The sequence below is a fragment of the Alicyclobacillus pomorum DSM 14955 genome, assembly GCF_000472905.1.
Classification (GTDB): Bacteria; Bacillota; Bacilli; order Alicyclobacillales; family Alicyclobacillaceae; genus Alicyclobacillus_A; species Alicyclobacillus_A pomorum.
This window is the reverse complement of sequence record NZ_AXAR01000003.1, coordinates 158,668-181,030: the sequence shown is the minus strand read 5'-3', so window position 1 is coordinate 181,030 and position 22,363 is coordinate 158,668. Positions and strand designations below refer to the sequence as shown.

Annotated in this window: 28 protein-coding genes; 1 reads left to right on the top strand and 27 read right to left on the bottom strand. The window is 55.7% G+C overall.

Annotation, left to right across the window (positions count from 1 at the left end):
* Positions 1 to 415: 415 nt before the first annotated feature.
* The 24 genes from YWK_RS0104640 to aroQ all read right to left on the bottom strand — a co-directional run bounded on the left by YWK_RS0104640 (position 416) and on the right by aroQ (position 17,522).
* Complete coding sequence (locus tag YWK_RS0104640) at positions 416 to 1,306, bottom strand: polyprenyl synthetase family protein (RefSeq protein ID WP_035465982.1); 891 nt, start codon at positions 1,304 to 1,306, stop codon at positions 416 to 418.
* Positions 1,306 to 1,545, bottom strand: a complete 240-nt coding sequence (gene xseB, locus YWK_RS0104635; protein ID WP_026963884.1) for an exodeoxyribonuclease VII small subunit — start codon at positions 1,543 to 1,545, stop codon at positions 1,306 to 1,308. Before xseB ends, YWK_RS0104640 begins: the two co-directional genes overlap by 1 nt.
* The gene (gene xseA / locus YWK_RS0104630; protein WP_026963883.1) at positions 1,511 to 2,914 is read right to left on the bottom strand and encodes an exodeoxyribonuclease VII large subunit; all 1,404 of its coding nucleotides are present in this window, start codon (positions 2,912 to 2,914) and stop codon (positions 1,511 to 1,513) included. Before xseA ends, xseB begins: the two co-directional genes overlap by 35 nt.
* Before the next feature lie 3 nt (positions 2,915 to 2,917).
* Complete coding sequence (folD, locus tag YWK_RS0104625) at positions 2,918 to 3,784, bottom strand: bifunctional methylenetetrahydrofolate dehydrogenase/methenyltetrahydrofolate cyclohydrolase FolD (protein ID WP_035465980.1); 867 nt, start codon at positions 3,782 to 3,784, stop codon at positions 2,918 to 2,920.
* A gap of 118 nt (positions 3,785 to 3,902) precedes the next feature.
* Entirely contained in the window at positions 3,903 to 4,913 is a 1,011-nt protein-coding gene (locus tag YWK_RS0104620) for an NAD(P)/FAD-dependent oxidoreductase (protein WP_026963881.1), read from the bottom strand.
* A gap of 178 nt (positions 4,914 to 5,091) precedes the next feature.
* Positions 5,092 to 6,066, bottom strand: coding sequence for a Kae1-like domain-containing protein (locus tag YWK_RS0104615; RefSeq protein WP_026963880.1), 975 nt, complete (start codon positions 6,064 to 6,066; stop codon positions 5,092 to 5,094).
* 48 nt (positions 6,067 to 6,114) lie between these two features.
* Entirely contained in the window at positions 6,115 to 6,531 is a 417-nt protein-coding gene (nusB, locus tag YWK_RS0104610) for a transcription antitermination factor NusB (RefSeq protein WP_026963879.1), read from the bottom strand.
* Positions 6,532 to 6,579: 48 nt separating this feature from the next.
* The gene (locus tag YWK_RS0104605) at positions 6,580 to 6,813 is read right to left on the bottom strand and encodes a DUF2273 domain-containing protein (RefSeq protein ID WP_051375135.1); all 234 of its coding nucleotides are present in this window, start codon (positions 6,811 to 6,813) and stop codon (positions 6,580 to 6,582) included.
* A 3-nt stretch (positions 6,814 to 6,816) separates the two neighbouring features.
* Positions 6,817 to 7,365, bottom strand: coding sequence for an alkaline shock response membrane anchor protein AmaP (gene amaP / locus YWK_RS0104600; protein ID WP_026963877.1), 549 nt, complete (start codon positions 7,363 to 7,365; stop codon positions 6,817 to 6,819).
* Positions 7,366 to 7,448: 83 nt separating this feature from the next.
* Complete coding sequence (locus YWK_RS0104595) at positions 7,449 to 7,856, bottom strand: Asp23/Gls24 family envelope stress response protein (protein WP_026963876.1); 408 nt, start codon at positions 7,854 to 7,856, stop codon at positions 7,449 to 7,451.
* A 33-nt stretch (positions 7,857 to 7,889) separates the two neighbouring features.
* Complete coding sequence (accC, locus tag YWK_RS0104590; protein ID WP_026963875.1) at positions 7,890 to 9,233, bottom strand: acetyl-CoA carboxylase biotin carboxylase subunit; 1,344 nt, start codon at positions 9,231 to 9,233, stop codon at positions 7,890 to 7,892.
* A gap of 11 nt (positions 9,234 to 9,244) precedes the next feature.
* Positions 9,245 to 9,751, bottom strand: a complete 507-nt coding sequence (gene accB / locus YWK_RS0104585; RefSeq protein WP_026963874.1) for an acetyl-CoA carboxylase biotin carboxyl carrier protein — start codon at positions 9,749 to 9,751, stop codon at positions 9,245 to 9,247.
* Positions 9,752 to 9,917: 166 nt separating this feature from the next.
* On the bottom strand, positions 9,918 to 10,529 hold the full coding sequence (locus YWK_RS0104580; RefSeq protein ID WP_026963873.1) for a SpoIIIAH-like family protein: 612 nt from the start codon (positions 10,527 to 10,529) through the stop codon (positions 9,918 to 9,920).
* Between the two features lie 21 nt (positions 10,530 to 10,550).
* Complete coding sequence (locus YWK_RS0104575) at positions 10,551 to 11,132, bottom strand: hypothetical protein (RefSeq protein WP_026963872.1); 582 nt, start codon at positions 11,130 to 11,132, stop codon at positions 10,551 to 10,553.
* Between the two features lie 15 nt (positions 11,133 to 11,147).
* A complete protein-coding gene (gene spoIIIAF / locus YWK_RS0104570; RefSeq protein ID WP_026963871.1) occupies positions 11,148 to 11,666 on the bottom strand; it encodes a stage III sporulation protein AF in 519 nt (172 codons plus the stop codon).
* Entirely contained in the window at positions 11,663 to 12,883 is a 1,221-nt protein-coding gene (spoIIIAE, locus tag YWK_RS0104565; RefSeq protein WP_035466099.1) for a stage III sporulation protein AE, read from the bottom strand. Before spoIIIAE ends, spoIIIAF begins: the two co-directional genes overlap by 4 nt.
* Positions 12,884 to 12,922: 39 nt before the next feature.
* A complete protein-coding gene (gene spoIIIAD, locus YWK_RS0104560) occupies positions 12,923 to 13,309 on the bottom strand; it encodes a stage III sporulation protein AD (RefSeq protein WP_026963869.1) in 387 nt (128 codons plus the stop codon).
* 5 nt (positions 13,310 to 13,314) lie between these two features.
* On the bottom strand, positions 13,315 to 13,521 hold the full coding sequence (gene spoIIIAC / locus YWK_RS0104555; RefSeq protein WP_026963868.1) for a stage III sporulation protein AC: 207 nt from the start codon (positions 13,519 to 13,521) through the stop codon (positions 13,315 to 13,317).
* 41 nt (positions 13,522 to 13,562) lie between these two features.
* Positions 13,563 to 14,078: a stage III sporulation protein SpoIIIAB gene (spoIIIAB, locus tag YWK_RS0104550; protein ID WP_026963867.1), complete on the bottom strand. Its 516-nt coding sequence runs from the start codon at positions 14,076 to 14,078 to the stop codon at positions 13,563 to 13,565.
* Positions 14,071 to 15,102: a stage III sporulation protein AA gene (spoIIIAA, locus tag YWK_RS18325; RefSeq protein ID WP_051375133.1), complete on the bottom strand. Its 1,032-nt coding sequence runs from the start codon at positions 15,100 to 15,102 to the stop codon at positions 14,071 to 14,073. Before spoIIIAA ends, spoIIIAB begins: the two co-directional genes overlap by 8 nt.
* Positions 15,103 to 15,440: 338 nt before the next feature.
* Positions 15,441 to 15,896 carry a CD1247 N-terminal domain-containing protein gene (locus YWK_RS0104535; protein ID WP_026963866.1) on the bottom strand — a complete coding sequence of 152 codons (456 nt, stop codon included), beginning with the start codon at positions 15,894 to 15,896 and terminating at the stop codon, positions 15,441 to 15,443.
* Between the two features lie 69 nt (positions 15,897 to 15,965).
* Entirely contained in the window at positions 15,966 to 16,238 is a 273-nt protein-coding gene (locus tag YWK_RS0104530; RefSeq protein ID WP_026963865.1) for a YqhV family protein, read from the bottom strand.
* Between the two features lie 169 nt (positions 16,239 to 16,407).
* The gene (gene efp, locus YWK_RS0104525) at positions 16,408 to 16,965 is read right to left on the bottom strand and encodes an elongation factor P (RefSeq protein WP_026963864.1); all 558 of its coding nucleotides are present in this window, start codon (positions 16,963 to 16,965) and stop codon (positions 16,408 to 16,410) included.
* A 107-nt stretch (positions 16,966 to 17,072) separates the two neighbouring features.
* Positions 17,073 to 17,522 carry a type II 3-dehydroquinate dehydratase gene (gene aroQ, locus YWK_RS0104520; RefSeq protein WP_026963863.1) on the bottom strand — a complete coding sequence of 150 codons (450 nt, stop codon included), beginning with the start codon at positions 17,520 to 17,522 and terminating at the stop codon, positions 17,073 to 17,075.
* 164 nt (positions 17,523 to 17,686) lie between these two features.
* Here aroQ and YWK_RS18320 point away from each other — a divergent pair, with 164 nt between their 5' ends.
* Positions 17,687 to 18,325, top strand: a complete 639-nt coding sequence (locus YWK_RS18320) for a histidine phosphatase family protein (protein WP_051375130.1) — start codon at positions 17,687 to 17,689, stop codon at positions 18,323 to 18,325.
* A gap of 54 nt (positions 18,326 to 18,379) precedes the next feature.
* Here YWK_RS18320 and gcvPB read toward each other — a convergent pair whose 3' ends face one another.
* Genes gcvPB through gcvT form a run of 3 tightly spaced genes read right to left on the bottom strand, consistent with a single transcriptional unit; the run spans position 18,380 to position 22,350 of the window.
* Entirely contained in the window at positions 18,380 to 19,846 is a 1,467-nt protein-coding gene (gene gcvPB, locus YWK_RS0104510; protein ID WP_026963862.1) for an aminomethyl-transferring glycine dehydrogenase subunit GcvPB, read from the bottom strand.
* Positions 19,843 to 21,189: an aminomethyl-transferring glycine dehydrogenase subunit GcvPA gene (gene gcvPA / locus YWK_RS0104505; RefSeq protein ID WP_026963861.1), complete on the bottom strand. Its 1,347-nt coding sequence runs from the start codon at positions 21,187 to 21,189 to the stop codon at positions 19,843 to 19,845. Before gcvPA ends, gcvPB begins: the two co-directional genes overlap by 4 nt.
* Before the next feature lie 48 nt (positions 21,190 to 21,237).
* Entirely contained in the window at positions 21,238 to 22,350 is a 1,113-nt protein-coding gene (gcvT, locus tag YWK_RS0104500; protein ID WP_084453492.1) for a glycine cleavage system aminomethyltransferase GcvT, read from the bottom strand.
* Between the last annotated feature and the right edge of the window lie 13 nt (positions 22,351 to 22,363).

Below are 22,363 nucleotides of genomic sequence, written 5' to 3'. Positions count from 1 at the left end.
GGCCGGGGAGCTAAACGCCTGTTTCCCGTGATCCTTCAGTACCACTCAAGGCAGGCTACGCTGCACACAGATGGACTCCGCATGCAGGTTCATACCCCAAGCCATAACCTCCTTTAAAAGCAGGCCACGGACATGGGCCTCCGCGAAAGCTGGGTCAGATCTCGCATGCCATTGCGAGTTGCCCAACTTTCTTAACTCCCAGCATCAACCCAAGGCTGGGCGCCTCAAGCCAACACCAGGAACTTCATCGATGTGCCCTTTGGCGGATTTTTAGCCCCGCCTTCAGAGTCGGACGGTTGACTAGAATACTGCGCCACCCAAACGTCGATACAATTATAGCATACGATCCGAAATCCAGAACATGAGGCTTGCTGGCAACGTTCCCAGCTCACACACGTAAATGTCCTATGAACGGTCACCTTGTGCGCCGCACAACGTACTCACCAATCGCCTCGAGCAACGGCGCTTGGATGCCGGCTGAAGTCAGCGCTTCAACGCCTTCCTGCATGGTCGATTCAGCCAATTCCCGCGTCTTCTCCAGCCCGACCAATCGCGGGTAGGTGAGTTTTTGCAAACGTTCGTCAGAGCCCACGGGCTTACCTATCTCCGCCTCGCTGCCTGCCACGTCCAACCAGTCGTCCACGATTTGGAACGCCAGACCTACCGACAGCCCGTACTTCGCGACGGCGTCCAGCTCCTGACTCGATGCATTGGCAAACAAACTGCCGATGACAACCGACGCTTGTATCAATTTGGCGGTTTTGTGCACGTGAATAAACTGCAGCAGCTCGAGGTCTCCGTCCGTGTGCTCGGCAAGAATGTCCGCCTGTTGGCCACCGACCATGCCATACGCCCCGGCCGCATGGGCGAGCGTGTGAATCATCTGCAACTGTTTGTCCGCAGAGATGCCCAGTGGCTGGGACAACTGTTCGAAAGCGTACGTGAGAAGTGCATCTCCCGCCAGCAATGCGGTCGCGTCGCCATATACCTTGTGATTCGTTGGGCGACCACGGCGCAAATCATCGTTGTCGATGATAGGCAGGTCGTCGTGGATCAGCGAATAGCAGTGAACCAGCTCGAGCGCGGCGGCGGCAGGCAGGACTTTGTCCACACCTACGCCGAACGTCTCGGCTGCAGCGATGCACAAGATGGGACGCAGCCGTTTCCCGGCCCCCAACAAGCTGTAGTTCATCGATTCAAACAAACGGGCGGGGCGGCCTGGGTTCGCAAACAACGTGGACAAATAGTCCGTCACCGTTCGCCCCATCTCCGCGATATACGCATCGACGTCGGGTTTCACCGCCATTAAACGCCCTCCTTCAGGGACTGCTTGTCCAACGTGCCTTGCGTTTCCACCAACTGCTCAATTTCCAATTCGGCACGGTCCAGCTGACCGCGACAGAATTGAACGAGTTGCATCGCTTCCTTATAACGCTCGATGGCTTCGGACAACGATAGCTCTCCGGACTCCAACTTCCGCACGGTTTCCTCCAAACGCTTCATCGCAGTCTCAAATGTCAAGTCTTGACTGAACGCCTCGTTCATAGTCCCGTTCCTCCCCGTCCTCAATCCTGGCCATCAACGTTCCGTCCGCCAACCGTATGGTCACCCTCTCCCCAGGGTCTACCTGCTGCTTTCGAGTGACCACCGTCGTTCCGTCCGCTTTGTACACAACGCTGTATCCTCGGCGCAAGACACCCAAGGGATTGAGGGCCTCAAGCGACACGATGGATTTGTCGAGCGCTCGGTTCCGCTCGGACAGGTACAATTTCACTGACTGTATCACTTTTGCTTGCGCCACGTCCACCTTGTTGCGCGCGTTTCCAACACGTGCTTTGATGTCCAGGCGGTGCAACCGCTCGGACAGCTGTGCGACCACGCGCTCCCCAGCGCGGATGGGTTTGGTGGCGTGCTGTTGTAATAAGCTGTCGAGGTAATCCACGTGTTGTCTGTAGATATTGACGATGTTGAGTGGGTGTTTTAATACAGCCGACTCACGGATAGCTGACAGTCGCTGCCTCTGCTCTGCCAGTCGATATCGAATGGATGTGAAGCTGCGGCTGGACCACTGCGCTAACTGCTCTCGCAGGTCCATGACATAAGGAGCGACCACTTCCGCGGCCGCTGTCGGTGTGGCCGCGCGGACGTCCGCCACGAAGTCACAGATGGTGTAGTCCGTCTCATGTCCGACCGCAGAGACAACCGGAATCGGGCAAGCGGAGATGGCCCTGGCCACCGCCTCCTCGTTGAATGGCCACAGTTCTTCCAACGACCCGCCGCCTCTGGCCACGATAATCACGTCAATCCGCTCTCGAGTGGAAGACCACGTGAGCAAGCGGTCGAGTGCCGCCACAATCGACGCCGCTGCCGTCGGCCCTTGAACAAGCGCAGGGGACAACACCACTTTCGCCAATGGGTAGCGACGCGACAGCGTCGTACAGATATCGCGGATGACGGCACCTGTGGGAGACGTCACCACGCCCACGCGCCGTGGGTAACGCGGCAGTGACTTTTTTCTTTCCGGGCGAAACAATCCCTCGCGTTCGAGGCGCTCCTTGAGTTGCGTGAACGCGACGTACAGCGCACCGACTCCATCCGGCTGCATGTCTTCCACGTAGACTTGATACTGGCCGTCCCGGTCAAACACACCGATGGACCCCAGTACAATCACGCGCATCCCGTCCTCGGGCAAGAACGACAAGCGTTTGACGCGACTGGCAAACATCACCGCCCGAAGGCGGCTCTTTTCGTCCTTCAGCGTGAAGTACATGTGACCGCTGGAGTGGTGTTTAAAGTTGGATATCTCCCCCGTCACATAACAAGTCTGCAAGCGAACGTCACGTTCGATGACGTCGCGGATGAGCTGGTTCACTTCGCTCACGGTATAGACCTTCGCGGACGCAGGAACCGCCATACTCTATTCCTCCTTGATACCGCGACGAGCAAGTCCCAACGCTACGGTGTTTTGCATCAAAGTCGCGACCGTCAGCGGTCCAACCCCGCCAGGGACGGGCGTGATGGCACTGGCAACTTCGGAAACACCTGCGAAGTCAACATCTCCGACCAGTTTCCCGTCAACACGGTTCATTCCGACGTCAATGACGACAGCACCTGGTTTCACATCGCCCTGTGTCACGACGTTCGGTTGGCCGACTGCAACCACGAGAATGTCCGCCAAGCGAGTGATGTCGGAGAGGTTCTTGGTCCTTGAATGGCAGACGGTCACCGTCGCGTTCTCCTTGAGTAGCAACAGCGCCATCGGCTTTCCGACAATGTTGCTTCGTCCTACGACCACTGCGTGCTTGCCTTCGATTTCAATGCCTTCACGATGCAACATGTTGACGATTCCGGCAGGGGTACAGGGCCACACCGCATCCAGGCCGACAAAGTTCCGCCCAGCATTCATGGGGTGGAAACCATCCACATCTTTCTCTGGCGAGATACGTTCCAGCACCTCTTGCTCAGCGATGTGCGTCGGAAGTGGCAATTGAACCAGAATGCCGTCCACCGAATCGTCGGCGTTCAGTCTATCCACTTCAGCCAGTAGGACTTCCTGCGACACATCTGCCGGCAATCGCAAGATTTCCCCTTCCAGGCCTATTTTCTCCGCAGTGCGCTGCTTGCCACGAACGTAGCTCGCAGATGCAGGGTTATCCCCTACCAGTACGACCGTCAGTTTCAGTGAGACCCCTCGCTCCTTGAGGCGAATCAGACGCTCCCGTAACTCTTGATGAATCGATTCCGCAACTTTCTTTCCATCCAAAATCCTTGCCACTAGGTACACCTCCGCAATTCTTCGCCTCACCAGGGCTGCACTGAAACGCGGTGGGACAGGCTGCCCATGATTTCCATAAAGAAGAAGTCCACACCACCGTGTGAACTCCGTAACACCGACTTCGTGTCTACTCTTTCCGGTTACTGCTGTGACCAGGGCTCAACCGCGCTTTGGGATCAATGAACGTCTTGGCGTTGTTCACGGCTGTCGGTGCTTCGCCGAATCCCGTGGCAATCAGTTTGACCTTGCCAGGATACGTGACAATGTCACCTGCGGCGTAGACACCCGGAATATTCGTCTCCATCCGCGTATTGACCACGATTTCATTGTTCTCAATCTCCAAGCCCCAGTTTGCAATTGGTCCGAGGGAAGCCGTAAAGCCGAGCCCACTGATAATCACGTCGACCGGAATGTCGGTGGTCTCCTTTGTCTTGCTGTTGATCAGTGTCGCTTGCTCCAATTTGCCGTCGCCGCGAACTGAGAGAAGTTCCATGAACGTTCTGACGTCAACCGTCGAGGCGTGTAACTGCTTTACACTTTCTTCGTGCGCGCGGAATTGGTCTCGGCGGTGAATCAACGTCACCGAAGCAGCCACCTCTTCCAGCATTAGCGCGAAGTCCACGGCCGAGTCTCCACCACCAATCACCAACGCCCGCTTACCGCGAAACTTCTCCAGGTCGTCTATGAAATAATAAATACCGTTGTTGATGAACGGCTCCACACCTTCCGCAGGCAATGGACGCGGCGTGAAAACACCGATGCCCCCACAAATGATGACTGCCTTCGTATAGTGTGTTTGTTTGTCCGTGGTCAATTCAAAGATGCCGTCATCACGGCGCACCAGCTGTTCCACACGTTCGTTCAAGTGAACCGTTGGATGATACTGAAACGCTTGTTCCTTCAGCTGTTCTACCAACTGCTTTGCCCGGATTTTCGGAAATCCACCCACGTCATAAATGTACTTTTCCGGATACAGTGCGGCAAGTTGCCCACCGAGTTCCGGGAGACTATCGATAATCTTGCAACTTGCGTCGCGCATGCCGCAGTAAAATGCGGCAAACAACCCGGTCGGGCCGCCTCCAATGATGGTAATGTCAAAGACTGGTTGGCCGTTGTCCAAAAATTCCGTGGCGGTCACCCGTTGTCCCCTCCTCGTCCTGGTTCAAGAGCACCTGTGCACTTCCTGTCCATCCCCTGTTCACCCGCTCATTATAACCCATCATGCCATTCCTACCAATACTGTGCGGAAGGTTCAGAACGTCGTGTGCTTGTGCTGCCATCCGACGATTGAAGTAGATCCAACACCAGCCACGGGATCATCCGTGGTGAAGAAACTTCTGTGCGATGCGAGCCACGCCAAGTGCGTTATCGGAAGAAAAACGCGCCGGCGCAAAGCCGACATACACGTCCGGGCGAAGTACACGCAGGCGATGTGTCACGCGCTCCTGAATGTACGCATTCGACGCGACGCCGCCAGCAATCATGCAATGCCGCACGTCTGAAAAGGCGTCGAGGGCGCTCGTCACGGCTTTCACCACGGCATTTGCGATACACGCCTGTACGGCCAAGGCCACGTCAGCCGGCGCGACTCCGCGCTCAAGCGCGCGCAAAGCGGCCGAACACGGGCCGGAGAAACTGAGGCGATTTTCCACGAGCCGCACGCCCAGTCTGAACTCACTGTTTTTCGATTCCCGGGCCAGTTTTTCCAAGTGCGGCCCAGCAGGAAACGGCAACCCTAACGCGACGCCCACTCGGTCGACAAACTGCCCCGCATGTAGGTCCGCCCCCTCGGCAACCGGATGCACGGAGTAACCGAACCGAGTGGGGCGGGCCAGTACGACGTCCGATGTCCCGCCGGACAGGTGTACAGCAAGAAATGTCACGTCACTCGGCATCTCTTCGAGAAAATACTGCGCCGCAGCCACATGTCCCTCTTGATGCGACGTCCGTACCACCGGAACGCAGAGGGCTCTCGCAAACGCATCCGCAAAACTTTGACCGGCTCTGAAGACAGGCATGTACGACGATGCGTTCGGTCTGGGACGCACCGAGACACCCACGCCCATCCACTGCACTTGTCGTCCCGTTCCCACCTGTGCCATCAATTGATCCATCACGAGTGGAATCTGCTGCACATGAAAAAAGAGCGCATCGGATTGACGAAGCCCTCTTTCCCCCAATTGCACAGGCAGCAACTTGCGGCTTTCGGCCACCAATGTGCCGCTGTCATAATCCACGGCACATAAGGAAGTCGTGTAATTGCTCGTATCAATACCTAGCACACAACGCATGCCTGTTCCCCTTTTACAACCGTGAATTCGTAGCCAGCTATTCATCCTTCACTGACGGTTTTGTCTGACAGTCGGCAAGATCTTCGCCAAAACGCCGTTCACGAAACGACCCGATTCCTCCGTGCTGAAGGCCTTCGCCAGTTCAACCGCCTCGTCGACGATGGTGGCGATATCCACGTCCGTCTCGTACAACAATTCGTAAACAGCCAGCCGAAGCACATTCCTATCCACGGACGCAATGCGGTCGAGCTTCCACCCCTGCACGGAGGAGGCCAACAACTCGTCCAATTCCGCCAGATGAGAAGTAGTTCCATGTACCAACTTCTGAACGTACTGAACGTCCTTGTCGGACATCGATTCTGCTTCCTCCAACACGTGGCGGATGGCGGCGTCCGCGTCCGATTTGCCTACGTCAATCTGATACAACGACTGGAGTGCCTTTTGTCGTAACTCCCTGCGCCGCATGCTCTCACTCCATTCTGCTGCATTCCGTTATCTGTATAACCAAACCTGTCACGAATCCGTAAAACGTTCCGCCAGTAGTTTATCCACGACGTCCTTCCAAGATTGATGCTCTTCGAGAATACGTCCGACGAAAAACCCGACCGAAGCGAATACGACGAGCACCACAGTTGCCCAGACTCCGAATAACATCCAGGCCAACCACAGCAAACACCCGATAATGAGCCCAAGCCACCGCCGCTTCAGGTTGAGGATCACAAGCGTCCAATGACGTATCCGATTCATCGTCTATTCCACCCACGTCTTCGCACTTTTCGCTGGACTGCCAGCCAGTTCAGCAATGTTCACAATCACTTTTTCGACATTGATCCCTGTGGTATGCTCGACATATTCCTTCACGGCTGTCTGAATTTCCGCACTCACCCGAGACAAATCCAAGTCTGGAAGCGCTTTGACTCGGACAGAGAGCCAAATGCCCGCTTGTCCATTCCGAACGCGCGTGTCAAACTCCTGAACTCCGCGGATGGAGCGCCCTGTCCGGTTTGCCAGCTGCTTAATGGTCTCAAAGGAAATGCGGATCTGGCCGTGGTCGCCCTGCAGCACCACGTATTCCGGGTCCGGACTGTTCCACCTGTAGAACACGAATCGTAGCGCAACCAGTGCAAAGACGATGGCAATCACAATGGTGTACACGTTGTAAGGGTACGTGGAGAATGGCAGTACCGCGGACACCGAATTGTCGTCAAACACACCAATGCCCAGCAGAAACGCAAACACGGACGCAACGAGACTGCCAAGTGCCAGAATAATAAGAAGTGTTCGATCCAGAATACTCACGGTACCCCTCCTGTGGCGTCCTGCCGTGTGCGCCCGGCGGCCCCGCAACACCGGGGCCGCCTCTGCGGGCGCATCAGCGCCAGTTAGCGCGGGCGCTTCTCAACGGCGACTTCGACTGTCTCCTTCTGCTTGTCAGTGTACAACGCAATCGCGGACACGTGGACATTCACCTGTACCACATCGAGCCCTGTCATGCTTTCCACCGCCTGCTTGACATGTTCCTGAATCTGCATCGATACGTCAGGAATGTTGATTCCGAAATCCAGCACGACAGACAGGTCGATGATACACGTCTTGTCTTCATCGCCGAACGACACTTTCACGCCCTTCGACAGATTCTTCCGCCCGAGCAAGTTATCCGTGAACCCGCCACCGCTCATCTCGACGACGCCTTCCACTTCGCTGGCGGCCAGCCCGGCAATCACCTGAATTACCTCGTCGGCAATTTGAATCTTCCCTAAATCATTGGATTGGTACTCCATGTCTTGCATGACAAGACCCTCCTGTCTCGTGGATTCCGACCATTACATCACCTTGTATTCTTCCAGGAACCGCGTGCTGACGTCACCAGCCCGGAATTTTTCGTGGTTGAGCAACTTGATGTGGAACGGAATTGTGGTTTTTACACCTTCAATCCGAAACTCCGTCAACGCCCGCAGCATTCGGTCAATTGCCTGCTCGCGGGTCGGCGCCCAGACAATCAGCTTCGCAATCATCGAATCGTAGTGCGGCGGAACAGTATATCCAGGATACGCGGCGCTATCGACGCGCACACCGATGCCCCCTGGCGGCAAGTATTCTGTAATGGTGCCGGGAGACGGCATGAAATTGCGCTCTGGATCCTCGGCGTTGATGCGACACTCGATGGCATGCCCGCGCAATTCGATATCCTCTTGCGTAACAGACAGCGGTTCACCTGCGGCCGCCAGAATCTGTTCGCGGACCAAGTCGACGCTCGTGACCCACTCCGTGACCGGGTGTTCTACTTGAATCCGCGTATTCATCTCCATGAAGTAGAACTGCCCATCCGGCGCGTAGATGAACTCGATGGTGCCAGCACCCACGTAATTGACCGCTCTCGCGGCAGCAACGGCAGCTTCTCCCATCGCTCGGCGGGTTTCTTCCGGGAGCACCGGACACGGCGATTCCTCGACCAGTTTCTGCAAGCGACGTTGAACGGAACAATCCCGTTCACCCAAATGGATGACATTCCCGTGCCGATCCGCCAATACTTGGATTTCCACGTGACGCATACGCTCGATGTACTTTTCCAAGTATACGCCTGCGTTGCCGAAAGCGGTCTCCGCTTCGCGCTGCGCGGTTGTAACCGCTTGCCGAAGTGCGTCTGGATCATGCACGACACGAATCCCCTTACCGCCGCCACCAGCGGTCGCCTTAATAATCACGGGGAACCCAATCTGTTCCGCAACGGCCACTGCTTCGTCGGCGTCTGCAATCAATCCGTCGCTACCTGGAACGGTTGGAACCCCTGCCTTTTTCATGGTATCTTTCGCCACGGCTTTGTCGCCCATAGTCACAATCGCTTCCGGGCTCGGCCCGATGAAGGTGATTCCGCACGCCTCACAGACTTCCGCGAAATCGCTGTTTTCCGCCAAAAACCCGTAGCCTGGATGAATGGCATCGACACCCGTCAACGTGGCGACAGACATAATACTAGGAATATGGAGGTAACTCTGTTTGCTCGGTGTTGGCCCGATGCAGTACGCTTCGTCGGCGAGCTGTACATGCAGGGCATTCTTGTCCGCTTCTGAATATACCGCCACGGTTTCGATACCCAGCTCGCGGCATGCACGGATGACCCGCACTGCAATTTCACCGCGATTTGCAACTAATACACGTTGAAACATGGTCGGTCTCCTTACGAAAGTTTAATTTTGAAGAGCGGCTGCCCATATTCGACGAGTTGGCCGTTCTCAGCCAGGATATCTACGACTTCGCCAGTGACTTCTGCCTCGATTTCATTCATGAGCTTCATCGCTTCCACAATACAAACGACCGTCTTCGGCTCCACCTTCGCGCCGCGCTCCACGAACGGTGCTGCGTCGGGAGAGGGCGCCCGGTAGAAGGTTCCGACCATCGGAGACGTGATGATATGTACGTTCTCCTCGACGACATCGGCGGCACTCGCAGCGTCTGCTGCCGGCGCGGATGGTGCAGGCGTTGGTGCAGCGGCCGGCGTCTGTACCACGACGGGTTGCGGCACAGGCGCTGTCGCAACCGGTACTGGAGCTGCAGGAACCGATACCGGTGCCGCGTCAGCCTTCTTCAAGAGCAATTTCATATCATCCGTTTCCAGTTTCAACTCAGACAACGACGTTTCGTCTAGCAAACGAATGAGTTCGCGAATTTCACCAATCTTTAGCACGTGCAACGTTCACTCCTCATGAGATGCGTCAAAATCCACTTGTCCTAGTATAGCACAGTGAAAATTGACGTTGCACGTGAAGCCATGGTCCCGCCTCTGGGCTCGGCCGAGAAGCCAAGCGCCCCGCCAAACAGCCTAGACGGGGCGCTTCTTCTTCCGTGTGCCGTTATGCTTTCGCGCCGACCTTGATGTTCACGGCCGAGACGTTCAACTGTTGACTGACCAACTGCATCAGCTGAACGGCCTGGTCGGCTGAAAGTTTGTCTGTTTTGACGTACACGGTAAACTGAGTGTAGTCGCTGTTCGGCATAATCACGCAATCTTTGTATCCCTTGCCGACAATCGCGTCATGCGCGTTCTCGATGCCGCCCTCGAGGCTGGTCAAGCGATTCAGTTGTTGCTGAGCCTGACTGATTTGATCCGGCGTCGCGTTGTCGTTGGTAATGATCTTTTCGTAGTTATCCATTTTCTGCGTAATTTGCTGTTCCAACTGCGTCTGTGTGCTGACGTACCAGTCTGTGGAATTTGTTGGTGAACCGCTGTTGTTTTGCGCGCTCGATGTTGTCGCCGGGGTCTTCGTCTGACTTGACGTGGACTTGGTGCTACCATCGCCGCTTGTGTCTGGGGTTGTCGTCGTTGTCACGCTCGTCGGCGAGGTATCACTCGTCCCACCCGCACTGCCCGTTGTGCTCGATTCATTGTTCATCGTGTAGTAACCGATGAGCATCAGGGACAGCACCATCATCGTCGACAGCCACACGGTTTGTCTCTTAACCACTTGTACATTCCTCCCAATCTTCTACGAGTTGCTCTTTTTAGGCTCTACGCTAATTTTATATGCAGGCACGTCCAACACATTCGTAATCGCGTCAACGATTTCTGATTTTGCTACAAAAAAATCTGCCGCATCCACCACCACAAGTACGCCGCGAACCTGTGGCATCAACGTTTCTTGCACGTAAGGACTGCGGCTACCATCCGGATTCGTCGTCGTGAAAATCTCGTTGTCCGTGGTCGTGGAAGACCCCGAACTTTGCGACTGTTTTGTCTCTCTCGTATTGGTTGCAAGCTTTGCATTGCTCGTCGTATCAAATGTGACCATCACCGACACTTGGCTGATACCGGAAATCTGGCTCAACATGTTTTCAAGCTTTTTGTCGAACATCGATTCGTAGGCAGCGATGGTGGTGTTATCCGTCGTGCTGATTTGCGTCTCATTCGACGTTCCGCTCGTTGCGCTACCAACCGTATTCCCCGCAGTGGTTGCCATCGTCGAGAGGGCGCCGTGCGGCTTCCACACCGACCCCAGAACGAGACAAACGATGCCAAGCAGCGCCAGCACCAACAGCCACTTGTTTTGCAAAAGCGGCTTCCAATCCATAGCCAATCCCCTCCATTAGGATGTCACCACATGCACCTGTTCTGAAGAAATGTCAAGCTCCTTCGCAATCCAGGCCTGGATGTGGCCGGCCTTCGGCATGTCGCTGACGGCGACAACCACTCGCACCTGCAACTGATCTGTTCCACCCTGTACCCCAGAAATCTCCACGCTGTTCGGTACACACTGAAACTGACTGGCCAACTGTTGTTTCAGTTGTTGGCCAAGAATGTTGGCGGCCTCCGCGTCTTGTTGTGACTTCAGAACCTGCTTGAGTGAGTCTACATTCGGAACAGCAGGAGCGATGTCGAGACTCTGGTTGGAGAACACCTCATCCGTTGCGAACTGTGCTACGCGGTCGGCCCAGTTTCGTTGAAACAACGGGATGATGGGCTGCAAAATGGCTGCGATAATGGCCAGCCCCATGACGGTTCGCACGTACTTTTGCGTGGCCTTGGTCGGCAACAGCAGATCCGCAAACACGGCCAGGAGCACGACGAGAACGATTTGTTTCAACCATTCGCCGAGGGCCGTCATGCCATCACCACCGCAAGGTTGGCGGAAGCCAACAAGATACAGATGGCCATAAAGAACATCAGGGCCACAGCGGCCACGCTCGCAAATACCAAGACAAGGCTTTTACTGAGGGCACCGAGGCAGTTCACCATGGGCGTCTCTCCCAATGGTTGCATCAGCGCAGCGCTTCCACTGTAGATGAACGACAATGCGAGAATCTTTAACGCCGGGAACAGCGCGATGCAGGCGATAATCACCAAACCAGCAATCCCGACTGCGTTTTTGACCAACAAGGACGCACTGACAACCGTTTCTGCAGCGTCCGACAGCGCACTACCGATGACCGGAACCAGTGTTTTTGCGGAAAACTTCGCGACTCGCATCGCCACGCCATCTGCAATTCCTTTACCAAGCCCCTGGACGGAGGTAATGCCGATGAACGCAGTCAGCGACAACCCGAGCACGGCGATACCCCCGGTACGCAACAACCCTGCCAGCCTCGTCAACTGGTATCGCGGAGACAATGCGCTCACAATGTCCAGCAGCGCAGCAAAGAAGACGAGCGGAAAGACCACTAAGAAGACCACATTACTAATCAGNTGCACTGCAAACACCAAGACCGGCTGAAAGAACGCGGCTGACGCCAATGCTCCGGACGCGGCGAGCAGGGTGACCACCAGGGGCACGGTGGAGAGCATGAAGTCGTTCATCGACTGTATGGCGTGTTTGGCGTAGCCAATCGCTTCGGTAAACGACCCAATGGCAAGCACCATGAGCACGAGGAAGATCATGGCGTAGGCAACTTGGCTGACCGCCTGGCGTTCAAACGCCGACTGTAAGGACTCAAGCATCGCTGCGAGCACAGACAGCAACAGGATGCCGCCGAGCAACCGGGCGTTATCGAACACTTCTGAGAAAAAGTACCGCAACAAGCCCTGGACCAGCCCCGATGGATTAAAACCACCACTGTGTAAGATGGCGTGTACCAAGCCCTCACCCGAAACGTCGGGCAGGTATCCGCCGTAATCCTGTTGCAGATGCTGCCAATACTGCTGCAACGACTGAATCGGGAGGGCGTCGAGCTGATTCTGAGCCGACTTTTGGACGTCCTGCTGTGCCGCGGTGGTACTCGTCTCCGTACCGGACTGCGTGGCCGAGGCGCTTGGCACGGGCGGAGCGTTGGTGTCTGCTGGCGCTGCAACACTGCACGACAACAAAATGCTGAGCACGGTTGCCATGGTGAGCAGCAGTTGTTTCCAAAGCAACGACGTCCCCTCCTACGGCAACAGGTGCACCAGGGTTTCAATGACCCCAGTGATGATGGGCAATGCGAGGATTACGATGCCAACTTTGCCAGCTAACTCAATCTTCCCAGCCAATGCACCCTCCTGCGCATCTCGTGCCACTTGGGCTGCAAACTCCACGATGTACGCAATGCCAATAATCTTGAGTACTGTCGCCAGAAAACTGTGATCCACCTTGGCCGCAGTGGCCAGGTCACTCAACGTCTGAATGACCGACTCCATGCTTTCGACCACATTCAGAAGTAGGATGATGCCGGCCACCATGCCAATCAACATTGCGAATTGTGGAGCCTTCGGTCGAAGGACGGCGATGAGTACGGTGGCTGTGAGTCCGATTCCAACCAACTGAAGAATGTGCACCTGCCTCACCACTGTCTAAAAAACACGTCTTGAATTTGGGTGTATAACTGGTCTACGTAGCCAATCACAATGATGAAGACGGCGACAAACCCCACAAAAGTCGTCCAATGCGCAAACTCTTCCTTGCCGCTTTGCTTGAGAATGGTATGCAGGATGGCCACCAAAAAGCCAATGCCCGCAATTTGAAAGATGGCCCGGATCTCCGGCGTCATGGCCACTCCCCCTCTTCACCCGAGGCCGACGCGTGCGCGGCTCAGTACAGTAAGACGACGAGCATTAACCCCATCAGTACACCTACGTACTGCCATAACCGCTCGTGCCTCTGTTGCGAGTCCCTTGCTTCTCGCTCAAGACCCGACAAACGCGATATTGCCACTTCGATTTGCTGTGTCTGGTGTTGCCTGTCTGACTGTCCGAGTGTCTTTCCGAACTCACGCAACACCTCGAAGTCCTGTGTGCGCAACGAGGACTGCGCCTCGCAAGCCCGAATCCCCTCGTCGATGGCCTCAGCAACCGAGCGCTCATTGTCGTGGAGGGCCTCTGCCGCGCGTTCAAACAGCGTCTGAACGGGTGCCTGACTTCGGTCAGCAACCTTGCGCAGCGCAAATGGCAAAGGCGTCGCGCTGTACTCGACTTCTGCCTGCAGAACGCGCAGCGCATGCAACACGGCCCGCAACTGACGAGGCCTTTCTCGAAAGTTTCTCGCAATGCGAAAGCCGATGCCTGTGCATGACACCAGCACTATCCCCGCCCCCACGGCTTTAAGCATCCGGTACCCTCCCGTCTGCCTGTACACGGATTCTGCCGAGCGGCATGCCTCTCGCGTCCAATACCTGCTCAACGGTACCCGGTCCGCGTCTGCGGCTCAGTACCACGTACCGGTCAAAGGCGTGAGCCGCAAACAACGAGGCCATAGCGGGTCGCTTGCGCCATTCGTCCACCGTATGCGCGTGCGCGGTGGCCAAAACACTCACCCCTGCATGAGTGGCATCCAAAATGGCTGTGCTGTCCTCGTCTCGGCCAATCTCATCCGTCGCGACGACATCCGGCGACAAGCTGCGGATGGCCATCAGCATGCCTTCCGCCTTCGGGCAAGCGTCCAGAACGTCGGTGCGCGGTCCTAGGTGAAACTGCGGCACGCCAGCGACGCTGCCAGCGATTTCGGATCGTTCATCGACCACGGTCACTTTGAGTCCCCGCCGCACCCCAGTCACCTGTCCCTCACTGTACGCTCGTACCATGTCCCGAAGCATGGTCGTTTTGCCGCACTGTGGCGGAGAAATCAACAGCACGTTCAACGGTCTCCCCGACTCTGGATGGACGACGTACGGGTGAATTGATTGGGAGATGCCAATGTGTTCCCTGGCAATCCGGATGTTGACCGCGTGAATGCTCCGGATGGTCCGAATGGTCCCTGCGTCCGTCAGCACAGCTCTCCCAGCGACACCGACGCGATGTCCGCCTGGCATCGTGACAAACCCCCGGCGCAACTCATCTTCAACGGCGTACAACGACGCTTGTGTCGCAGCTTGTAGGACGCGCGAGATGTGGTCTTCCGTAACCAGACAGGACGCGTCGACGGTATCTGTCAACCCAGCCTTTGCATGCAGGAATCCGTTCAATCCAAGGCCGCAAACCTGCACAGGCTGTCCAACGCGGAAGCGCAGTTCTTCAATGCGCAGCCTGATATCCAGGGGCAAAGCTTGTACTCTGGCTTGCACGTCTGGAGGAAGTACGCGCAGTACATGCGACCATGTTTCATCCGTTTGGAGGGAGAGCTCTTTGTTTGACAAGGGCTTTGTCCACCTCCCGGTTAATCCATGTATATGGACAAGAAAATCGCGTTATGACATCCGCAAAGGAAGGAGCGCCGGAACCAACGGGGTTGTTGATGCATTCAATAGAAAAGTGGCAGTCGATGACAAGGAGGGAGTTGACGGTGGACATCTCCATGATGATTCGGTGGATTGTAGTCTTCCTCGTGATCTTTATCTTGCTCATGTTCTTTGTGTTCAGTTTTTTTAAGAAACCATCCACCGCTTGATAAAAAGCAAAACGCGAAAGTCATACGTTCGTGTCAAACCGGGAGCAAAAAAAGACGGCCTCTGCGGCCGTCTTTGCGAAACCGTGCTCAGTGCGATGGGTTCAGTCCGGATTTCGACACTTCCACGCTCTCATGACAATTTGGACAGTCGACGTCGACGACGTCTTGGGCCGCCCAAAAATCTTCGTCGACAAAAAAGTGCAATCCGCAATGCGGGCATGGAACGTCCGCGAATGAGACGAGCATGGAATGACCGTCCGGCGCTTTCTCGTCCAGGTCTTCGTCATTGAGACCGTCGAATACGGCTTCTTCGAGGTTGGCAAGGTCGTCATCCATATCGTCCACATATTGCTCCAGCTGGTCCATACGCTGCTTCAAATCTGTCACGGCGTCCACCACGTCTCCCATCAACCGGACAACCTCCACTAGGACGCGCTGTTGATCCGAATTCTGTATTGGCATGGATGAACACACACCCTGTAAGTACGCCATCCTGTGTTCCAGGGACAATGTGCCCACATCGAATCCCTGTAGCTGCTCCATGGGTAAGCCCTCCTACACGTCGTCATCTCTGTGTAGTATGTGAGGAACTGAGAATCCCATCCGTCTACCTCAGCCTTTCGCCCCGTACAGAATGCATCCAACCCCCAGCACAATCCAGACGATTTTCCCCCAACTCATCTCGTCGGCAACGCCCAAAACACCGAGGAACGTGACAGACACCAGCACAACAGGTCCGACGAGGGCGAGCGCCGCATTCACTTGCAGCGCCTTGGCCGCGGTTCCAAAGTAGAGCATGAGGATGGCGCCGGTCATTTCGATGAAACTGGATAACACCCGAATGCCAGCCATGCCGAGCACTACCTTTTCCGTGACGTGGAACATCTGCCTCTCTCCCTTCGCTTGTCCTATATGCAATAGGAGCGGAAACAAGACCACCAGAGAGAGATGGGCGATTGCAAAATTCCACTAGCACGGTTCACCGCGATTCGGAAATCGCTGAAGTAAAAAAGACCCAGCGAGAATCTACTCGCAGGGTCTTGTGAACGGTCCGTTATGCGCGGGAGATGTAGTTTCCTGTGCGGGTGTCGATGAGAAGCACGTCGCCCTCGTTCACGAAAAACGGCACTTGCAGCGTGTATCCCGTTTCCACCGTCGCAGGCTTGCTGCCACCCGTGGCCGTGTCGCCGCGAATCCCCGGTTCCGTGTGAATCACTTTGAGCTCTACTGTATTCGGGAGATCAATTCCGATGGCCTGCCCTTCGTGCATGACGATATAGCAGTTCATGTTCTCCTTCAGGAAGTTCAGTTCGTATTCGAGCTGAGACTTGTTAATGCTGATTTGTTCATATGTTTCGGTGTCCATGAACGTGTAGTTGTCGCCATCGTTGTACAAGTACTGCATCTCGCGCGTTTCAATCCGAGCACGCGGGACCTTTTCACCTGCGCGGAACGTTTGTTCCTTGACCGCACCGGTCTTCACGTTCTTCAACTTGGTGCGCACAAACGCGGCACCTTTTCCAGGTTTCACGTGCATAAATTCGATGACGCGGTAAATCCCGCCATCGACTTCAATGGTGGTGCCGGTGCGAAAATCGTTACTAGATATCACAGATATACCCTCCTGTACAATCGAAACCGAATGAACATCACTATGAAATCACGCTTGGCGGAGAAACGCAAGGCCATTACTACCTTTCCCGGATTTACAGGACATACTCACTTGCGCAACTCACGCAGCAAATAGTGCACCGCCAGTTCGTAGCCGTACGTCCCCAAGCCTACAATCTGTCCTGTAACCACAGGCGCTAACACAAGTTGATGTCGAAATGCCTCGCGGCGATGGACATTTGAGATGTGCACCTCGATGGTTGGACGCTGCAAGTCAGCCAGACAATCGCGGAGGCTGTACCCGTAATGCCCCAACGCGCCTGGATTGATGATGATGCCGACGGCGTGCACACCGTGCGCCTGCAGAAAATCAATCAAGTCTCCCTCCGCGTTCGACTGAAAAGACCGCACCAGAACGCCGTACTCGGCCGCAGCAGCTTCCACTCGGCTCACCACGTCTTGCAACGTGTCCGTCCCGTACAGCCCCGGTTCGCGTATACCCAAACGATTCAGGTTTGGTCCGTTCAGCAACAGCAGGTATGGCTTGTCCGTCCCCACGTGGCGCCCTCCTCGCACATGTCCACTGGACAAAGTTGGTGTCATTGTAACATAAGCCTTGTTATACTTGAACCACCTCGGCGTTTTCACGTCGCCTGGGACACCAACGTCACCCCCCGCTGGTTTCCATCAACCGACGGCGGTGGGCCTATGGAGGTCAAAACGTGATAGAGCTATGGCTTGTTCGACACGGACAAACGGACTGGAATCTGCAAAAACGATGGCAAGGTTGGCGCGACGTTCCTTTAAATGCAACGGGCGTCGCACAGGCAAGAGCACTCGCCGACGCACTCGCCGGTGAGTCGTTTACACACATGTTTACGAGCGATCTCGCCCGTGCGCAGCTGACGGCACACATCCTTCAGCAGAGACTGCAGTGCCCACTGTCTATTGAACCGTTACTTCGCGAACGCCACTTCGGTCCCTTGGAAGGAAAGCCCCGAATGGATGCAGACGTTCACGGACGCATTCCAGATACGCCCGAATTTCCGGTCATCGACGACACGCTAACGAGCGAAGAAACCGACGACGTCTTTTCCGCCCGCGTACGAGCCTTCCTGGAAGTCGTTCCGAGTACGGTCGCGCACGGACGCGTCATCGCAGTCACGCACGGTGGATTCATCCGCATGACGCTCTCGGTACTCAGTCAAGAGCCGCCGGCAGCGCTGCACAACACGGGTGTGACAAGGGTGCACTGGGATGGACAGCGTTGGCAGGTACATGACGTAGACAGAGCTGTACACCTGTTGGCGGACACAGGGACGCAGAGCGCGGAAGCCCACGAAAGTGATCTTCTCCGCTAATTCACCCCGTATCGAATGTCGGGTGTGCCGTTGAGGCACACCCATGTCATGAGTTCAGCTTGGAAACGTATACCGGAGAATCGGATTGCGTGCAGCTTTCGTCTCGTCCAGGCGGCGAACCACCGTGCGGTGCGGCGCCTGTTTGACGTATTCAGGATTTGTCTCGACTTCTTTTGCGATGTGGAACAAAATGTCGGCGAACTCGTCGAGGGTTTCCAGACTTTCACACTCCGTTGGCTCAATCATCAGGCATTCTTCCACAATCAACGGGAAGTAGATGGTGGGGGGGTGCACCCCGAAGTCGAGCAGCCGCTTGGCGATGTCCAACGTTTTCACACCGAGCTTCTTCTGTCTGCGGCCGGACAACACAAATTCGTGTTTGCAGACCCTGTCGTACGGCAAGTCATAAGCCGCTTGCAGGCGGCGCATGAGGTAGTTTGCAGCCAAGACCGCGTGTTCCGAGACCATCTTTAACCCTTCTGGCCCGAGCGTGCGAATATACGCGTACGCCCGTACCAAGATCCCGAAGTTCCCGTAGAAACCCTTGACTTTCCCAATGGAACGCGGGCAGTCCCACTGCCAGTCCAGCGTACCGTCTTCGCGTTTCACAATCACTGGTTTTGGCAGGTACGGTTCTAGGCATTCTTTCACACCGACAGGCCCTGCACCCGGTCCCCCGCCGCCGTGCGGCGTCGAAAACGTCTTGTGCAAGTTCAGGTGCACAACATCGAAGCCCATGTCGCCGGGACGCGCGTATCCGAGGATGGCGTTTGCGTTGGCACCGTCGTAGTACAGCAGCCCTCCCGCCGCGTGCACGATGTCTGCAATTTCAAGAATCTGTGTTTCAAACAACCCGAGCGTACTCGGGTTCGTCAGCATCAGCGCGGCTGTGTCCGGTCCAACGACCGCTTTCAACGCGTCCAAGTCGACGCTGCCATCCTCCTTCGACGGAATGGTCACCGCCTGTAAACCAGCCATGGTGACGCTCGCAGGATTCGTGCCGTGGGCGCTGTCCGGTACAATCACTTTGTCGCGTCGTTCCCCTCTATCGCGGTGGTATGCGGAGATCATCATTAACCCCGTCCACTCGCCTTGCGCACCAGCCGCAGGCTGCAAACTGACTGCGTCCATCCCCGTAATTTCAGCCAAGTCCTGTTGCAGTTGATACAACAGTTCAAGTGCACCCTGCACCGTAGAGGTGGGCTGCAATGGGTGAAGCTTTGCGAACCCTGGCAATCGGGCCACCTTTTCGTTTCGCTTTGGATTGTATTTCATGGTACAGGAACCGAGAGGGTAAAACCCGGAATCGACCCCGTGGTTCCGTGTGGACAGGTCCGTGAAATGGCGGATGACATCCACTTCGCTGACTTCCGGCAAATTAGGTGGTGTGGATCGTTCCAATCCGGCGATGTCGTCGAGAGATGCCTCAGGCACGTCCAGTTCCGGAAGCGTGTACGCTTTCCGCCCAGCACGTCCTCGTTCAAAAATCAGGGGTTGATCTCCCTTGCGTTGCAAACTCATAGGAGTCCCTCCAGTTCTGCCACAGCTGCGTCCAATTCGGCCTTTGTTCGAACTTCCGTTACAGTCAACAACACGCAATCCTGCAACTCCGTATCATACTTTCCGAGGTTCAGACCAAAGAAGTACCCTTTCTCTAACATCGCAGACTGAACCGCTTCCGCCATTGGGAGTTTCACCACAAATTCGTTGAAGAAAGGCCCTTGAAACGGGATCTGTACACCAGGCAGCAGCGCTAAGCGCGACTGGAAGTAGTGCGCTTTATGGTAATTTTGCAACGCCAACTCGCGCATACCTTGTTTACCCATGTAGGAGAGAAACACCGTCGCTGCAAGTGCATTCAGGGCTTGATTGCTGCAAATGTTCGACGATGCTTTTTCACGGCGAATGTGCTGCTCCCGCGCCTGCAATGTCAACACGAATCCACGGCGCCCCTGGCTGTCCGTCGTCTGTCCGACAATGCGGCCTGGCAGCTTCCGCATCAAATCTTTCCGCGCCGCCATGATACCAAGATACGGTCCACCATACGCCATGGCGTTTCCAAGCGACTGTCCTTCCGCAACCACGATGTCTGCGCCCAACGCACCCGGTGACTCCAGTAATCCAAGCGCAATTGGGTAGGTATTGACCACCAGTAAAGCCCCGCGCTGATGCGCAAGCTCTCCTATCGCGCGGACATCTTCGATGTAACCGAAGAAGTTCGGGTACTGAATCAGTACACCTGCGACCGAATCGTCTAGGTACTGCTCGAGCTGTCTCACGTCGACCATCCCGTGCTTGAACGGGACAACGACCACCTCAATCGATTGAGCGTGGGCGTACGTATCCAGGACTGCACGGTACTCAGGATGCATGGTGGACGCCACCAGAAGTTTGTTTCGACGTGTGTGTGAGCAGCACACTATGCCCGCTTCCCCCAATGCCGTCGGGCCGTCGTACATGGACGCATTCGCCAAGTCCATGCCCATCAGTTCGGACACCATGGTCTGATACTCAAAGATAGCCTGCAACATTCCCTGGCTGATCTCTGCCTGATACGGTGTATAGGAAGTGTAGAATTCGGATCGGCCGATGATGGCGTCAATCACGCTCGGCTGATAGTGTTCATAAGACCCCGCGCCAAGAAAACTCACAACCTGACCGACGTGCACATTTTTCGCCGCGAGCTTGTCCATGTGGCGTTCCAAGGCCAGCTCTGCCATGGCAGGTTGCAGTTGGAGCGGCCGTTTCATACGAATTTGTTCGGGAATATCGGAAAAAAGCTCTGACGTATCGGAGATCTGCAGAAATTCCAACATTTTCTGCCGGTCTTCATCTGTATGCGGAATATAGCTGAATGTGCTCACCGGGCTTGCCTCCTGTTGTCTTGTCTCACGGAACGGTAGAGCTTCCAGTTATGCTTTTGTCTTGGGTCTTTTGTAAAACGGCGTTTTCACAATTTCCGCAGGTACCTGTTTGCCTCGGATGTCCACCTGGAGCAGCGTACCCACTTGCGCGACGTCCACGTCAATCAACGCGAGTCCAATCGGTACTTTCAACGTTGGGGACATCGTGCCGGAAGTCACGCGGCCGACCAGCCGACCTTCGAAGTAGACATCGTAGTCTGCGCGCGGAATCCCCCGCTCCCGCAGTTCAATGCCCACAATCTTGCGCTGGACACCTTCCGCCTTTTGCGCCGACAGCGCCGTCTTTCCTACGAAATCCCCTTTGTCGAGTTTGACGAACATGCCCAGGCCGGCTTCAAACGGGGAAATATCCTCAGCCAGCTCGTGGCCGTAGAGTGGCAGTCTGGCTTCCAGGCGAAGCGTGTCCCGAGCCCCCAAGCCGCATGGCAACAGTCCTTCGGATTCGCCTTGAACCAGCAACTCCGTCCACACCGCCGGGCTGTCCTCGGCGTCTAGGTACAGTTCAAATCCGTCCTCACCGGTATACCCCGTGCGCGAAATCACGGCTGGACGATTGCATACGCGACCTTCCACAAATCGATAGTAATTCAGGTCTGCCAACGGGACATCTGTAACGCGTTGGAGAATCGCCTCCGACAGCGGGCCTTGCAAGGCCAAGAGCGCGATGTCACTCGATTTGTCGACCAGTGACACGTCAAATTCACCTGCGTGTTGCTGGAACCACGCAAAGTCCTTGTCAATGTTCCCCGCGTTGACGACCACCCAGAATCTATCCTCAGAAAAGCAGTATATGAGGAGATCATCGATGCAACCGCCGTGTTCATTGGGGAGCGGTGAATACATCGCCATGCCGGGCTGCAGTTTAAAGACGTCGTTCGTGACGAGAAACTGCAAAAACGCGCGACTGTCCTTGCCCGTCACCTCAAACTCGCCCATGTGCGAGACATCGAAGAGCCCGGCCCGTTTGCGCACGCTTTCGTGTTCCACAAGAATACTCTGAAACTGAACGGGCATGTCCCATCCACCAAACTCTACGGTCTTTGCGCCGTATTGTTTATAGAGTGGATACAGCGGCGTTCGTTTTAACTCCGCCACGCACATTCCCCCTTTCTGG

Excerpts from the sequence above, each read along its gene's own strand:
- YWK_RS0104640 (WP_035465982.1), bottom strand. The coding sequence starts at position 1,306 with ATGGCGGTGAAACCCGACGTCGATGCGTATATCGCGGAGATGGGGCGA.
- xseB (WP_026963884.1), bottom strand. The coding sequence starts at position 1,545 with ATGAACGAGGCGTTCAGTCAAGACTTGACATTTGAGACTGCGATGAAG.
- xseA (WP_026963883.1), bottom strand. The coding sequence starts at position 2,914 with ATGGCGGTTCCTGCGTCCGCGAAGGTCTATACCGTGAGCGAAGTGAAC.
- YWK_RS0104615 (WP_026963880.1), bottom strand. The coding sequence starts at position 6,066 with ATGCGTTGTGTGCTAGGTATTGATACGAGCAATTACACGACTTCCTTA.
- nusB (WP_026963879.1), bottom strand. The coding sequence starts at position 6,531 with ATGCGGCGCAGGGAGTTACGACAAAAGGCACTCCAGTCGTTGTATCAG.
- YWK_RS0104605 (WP_051375135.1), bottom strand. The coding sequence starts at position 6,813 with ATGAATCGGATACGTCATTGGACGCTTGTGATCCTCAACCTGAAGCGG.
- YWK_RS0104595 (WP_026963876.1), bottom strand. The coding sequence starts at position 7,856 with ATGCAAGACATGGAGTACCAATCCAATGATTTAGGGAAGATTCAAATT.
- accC (WP_026963875.1), bottom strand. The coding sequence starts at position 9,233 with ATGTTTCAACGTGTATTAGTTGCAAATCGCGGTGAAATTGCAGTGCGG.
- YWK_RS0104575 (WP_026963872.1), bottom strand. The coding sequence starts at position 11,132 with ATGGATTGGAAGCCGCTTTTGCAAAACAAGTGGCTGTTGGTGCTGGCG.
- spoIIIAF (WP_026963871.1), bottom strand. The coding sequence starts at position 11,666 with ATGACGGCCCTCGGCGAATGGTTGAAACAAATCGTTCTCGTCGTGCTC.
- spoIIIAC (WP_026963868.1), bottom strand. The coding sequence starts at position 13,521 with ATGACGCCGGAGATCCGGGCCATCTTTCAAATTGCGGGCATTGGCTTT.
- spoIIIAB (WP_026963867.1), bottom strand. The coding sequence starts at position 14,078 with ATGCTTAAAGCCGTGGGGGCGGGGATAGTGCTGGTGTCATGCACAGGC.
- YWK_RS0104535 (WP_026963866.1), bottom strand. The coding sequence starts at position 15,896 with ATGGAGCAGCTACAGGGATTCGATGTGGGCACATTGTCCCTGGAACAC.
- YWK_RS0104530 (WP_026963865.1), bottom strand. The coding sequence starts at position 16,238 with ATGTTCCACGTCACGGAAAAGGTAGTGCTCGGCATGGCTGGCATTCGG.
- gcvPB (WP_026963862.1), bottom strand. The coding sequence starts at position 19,846 with ATGAGTTTGCAACGCAAGGGAGATCAACCCCTGATTTTTGAACGAGGA.
- gcvT (WP_084453492.1), bottom strand. The coding sequence starts at position 22,350 with ATGTGCGTGGCGGAGTTAAAACGAACGCCGCTGTATCCACTCTATAAA.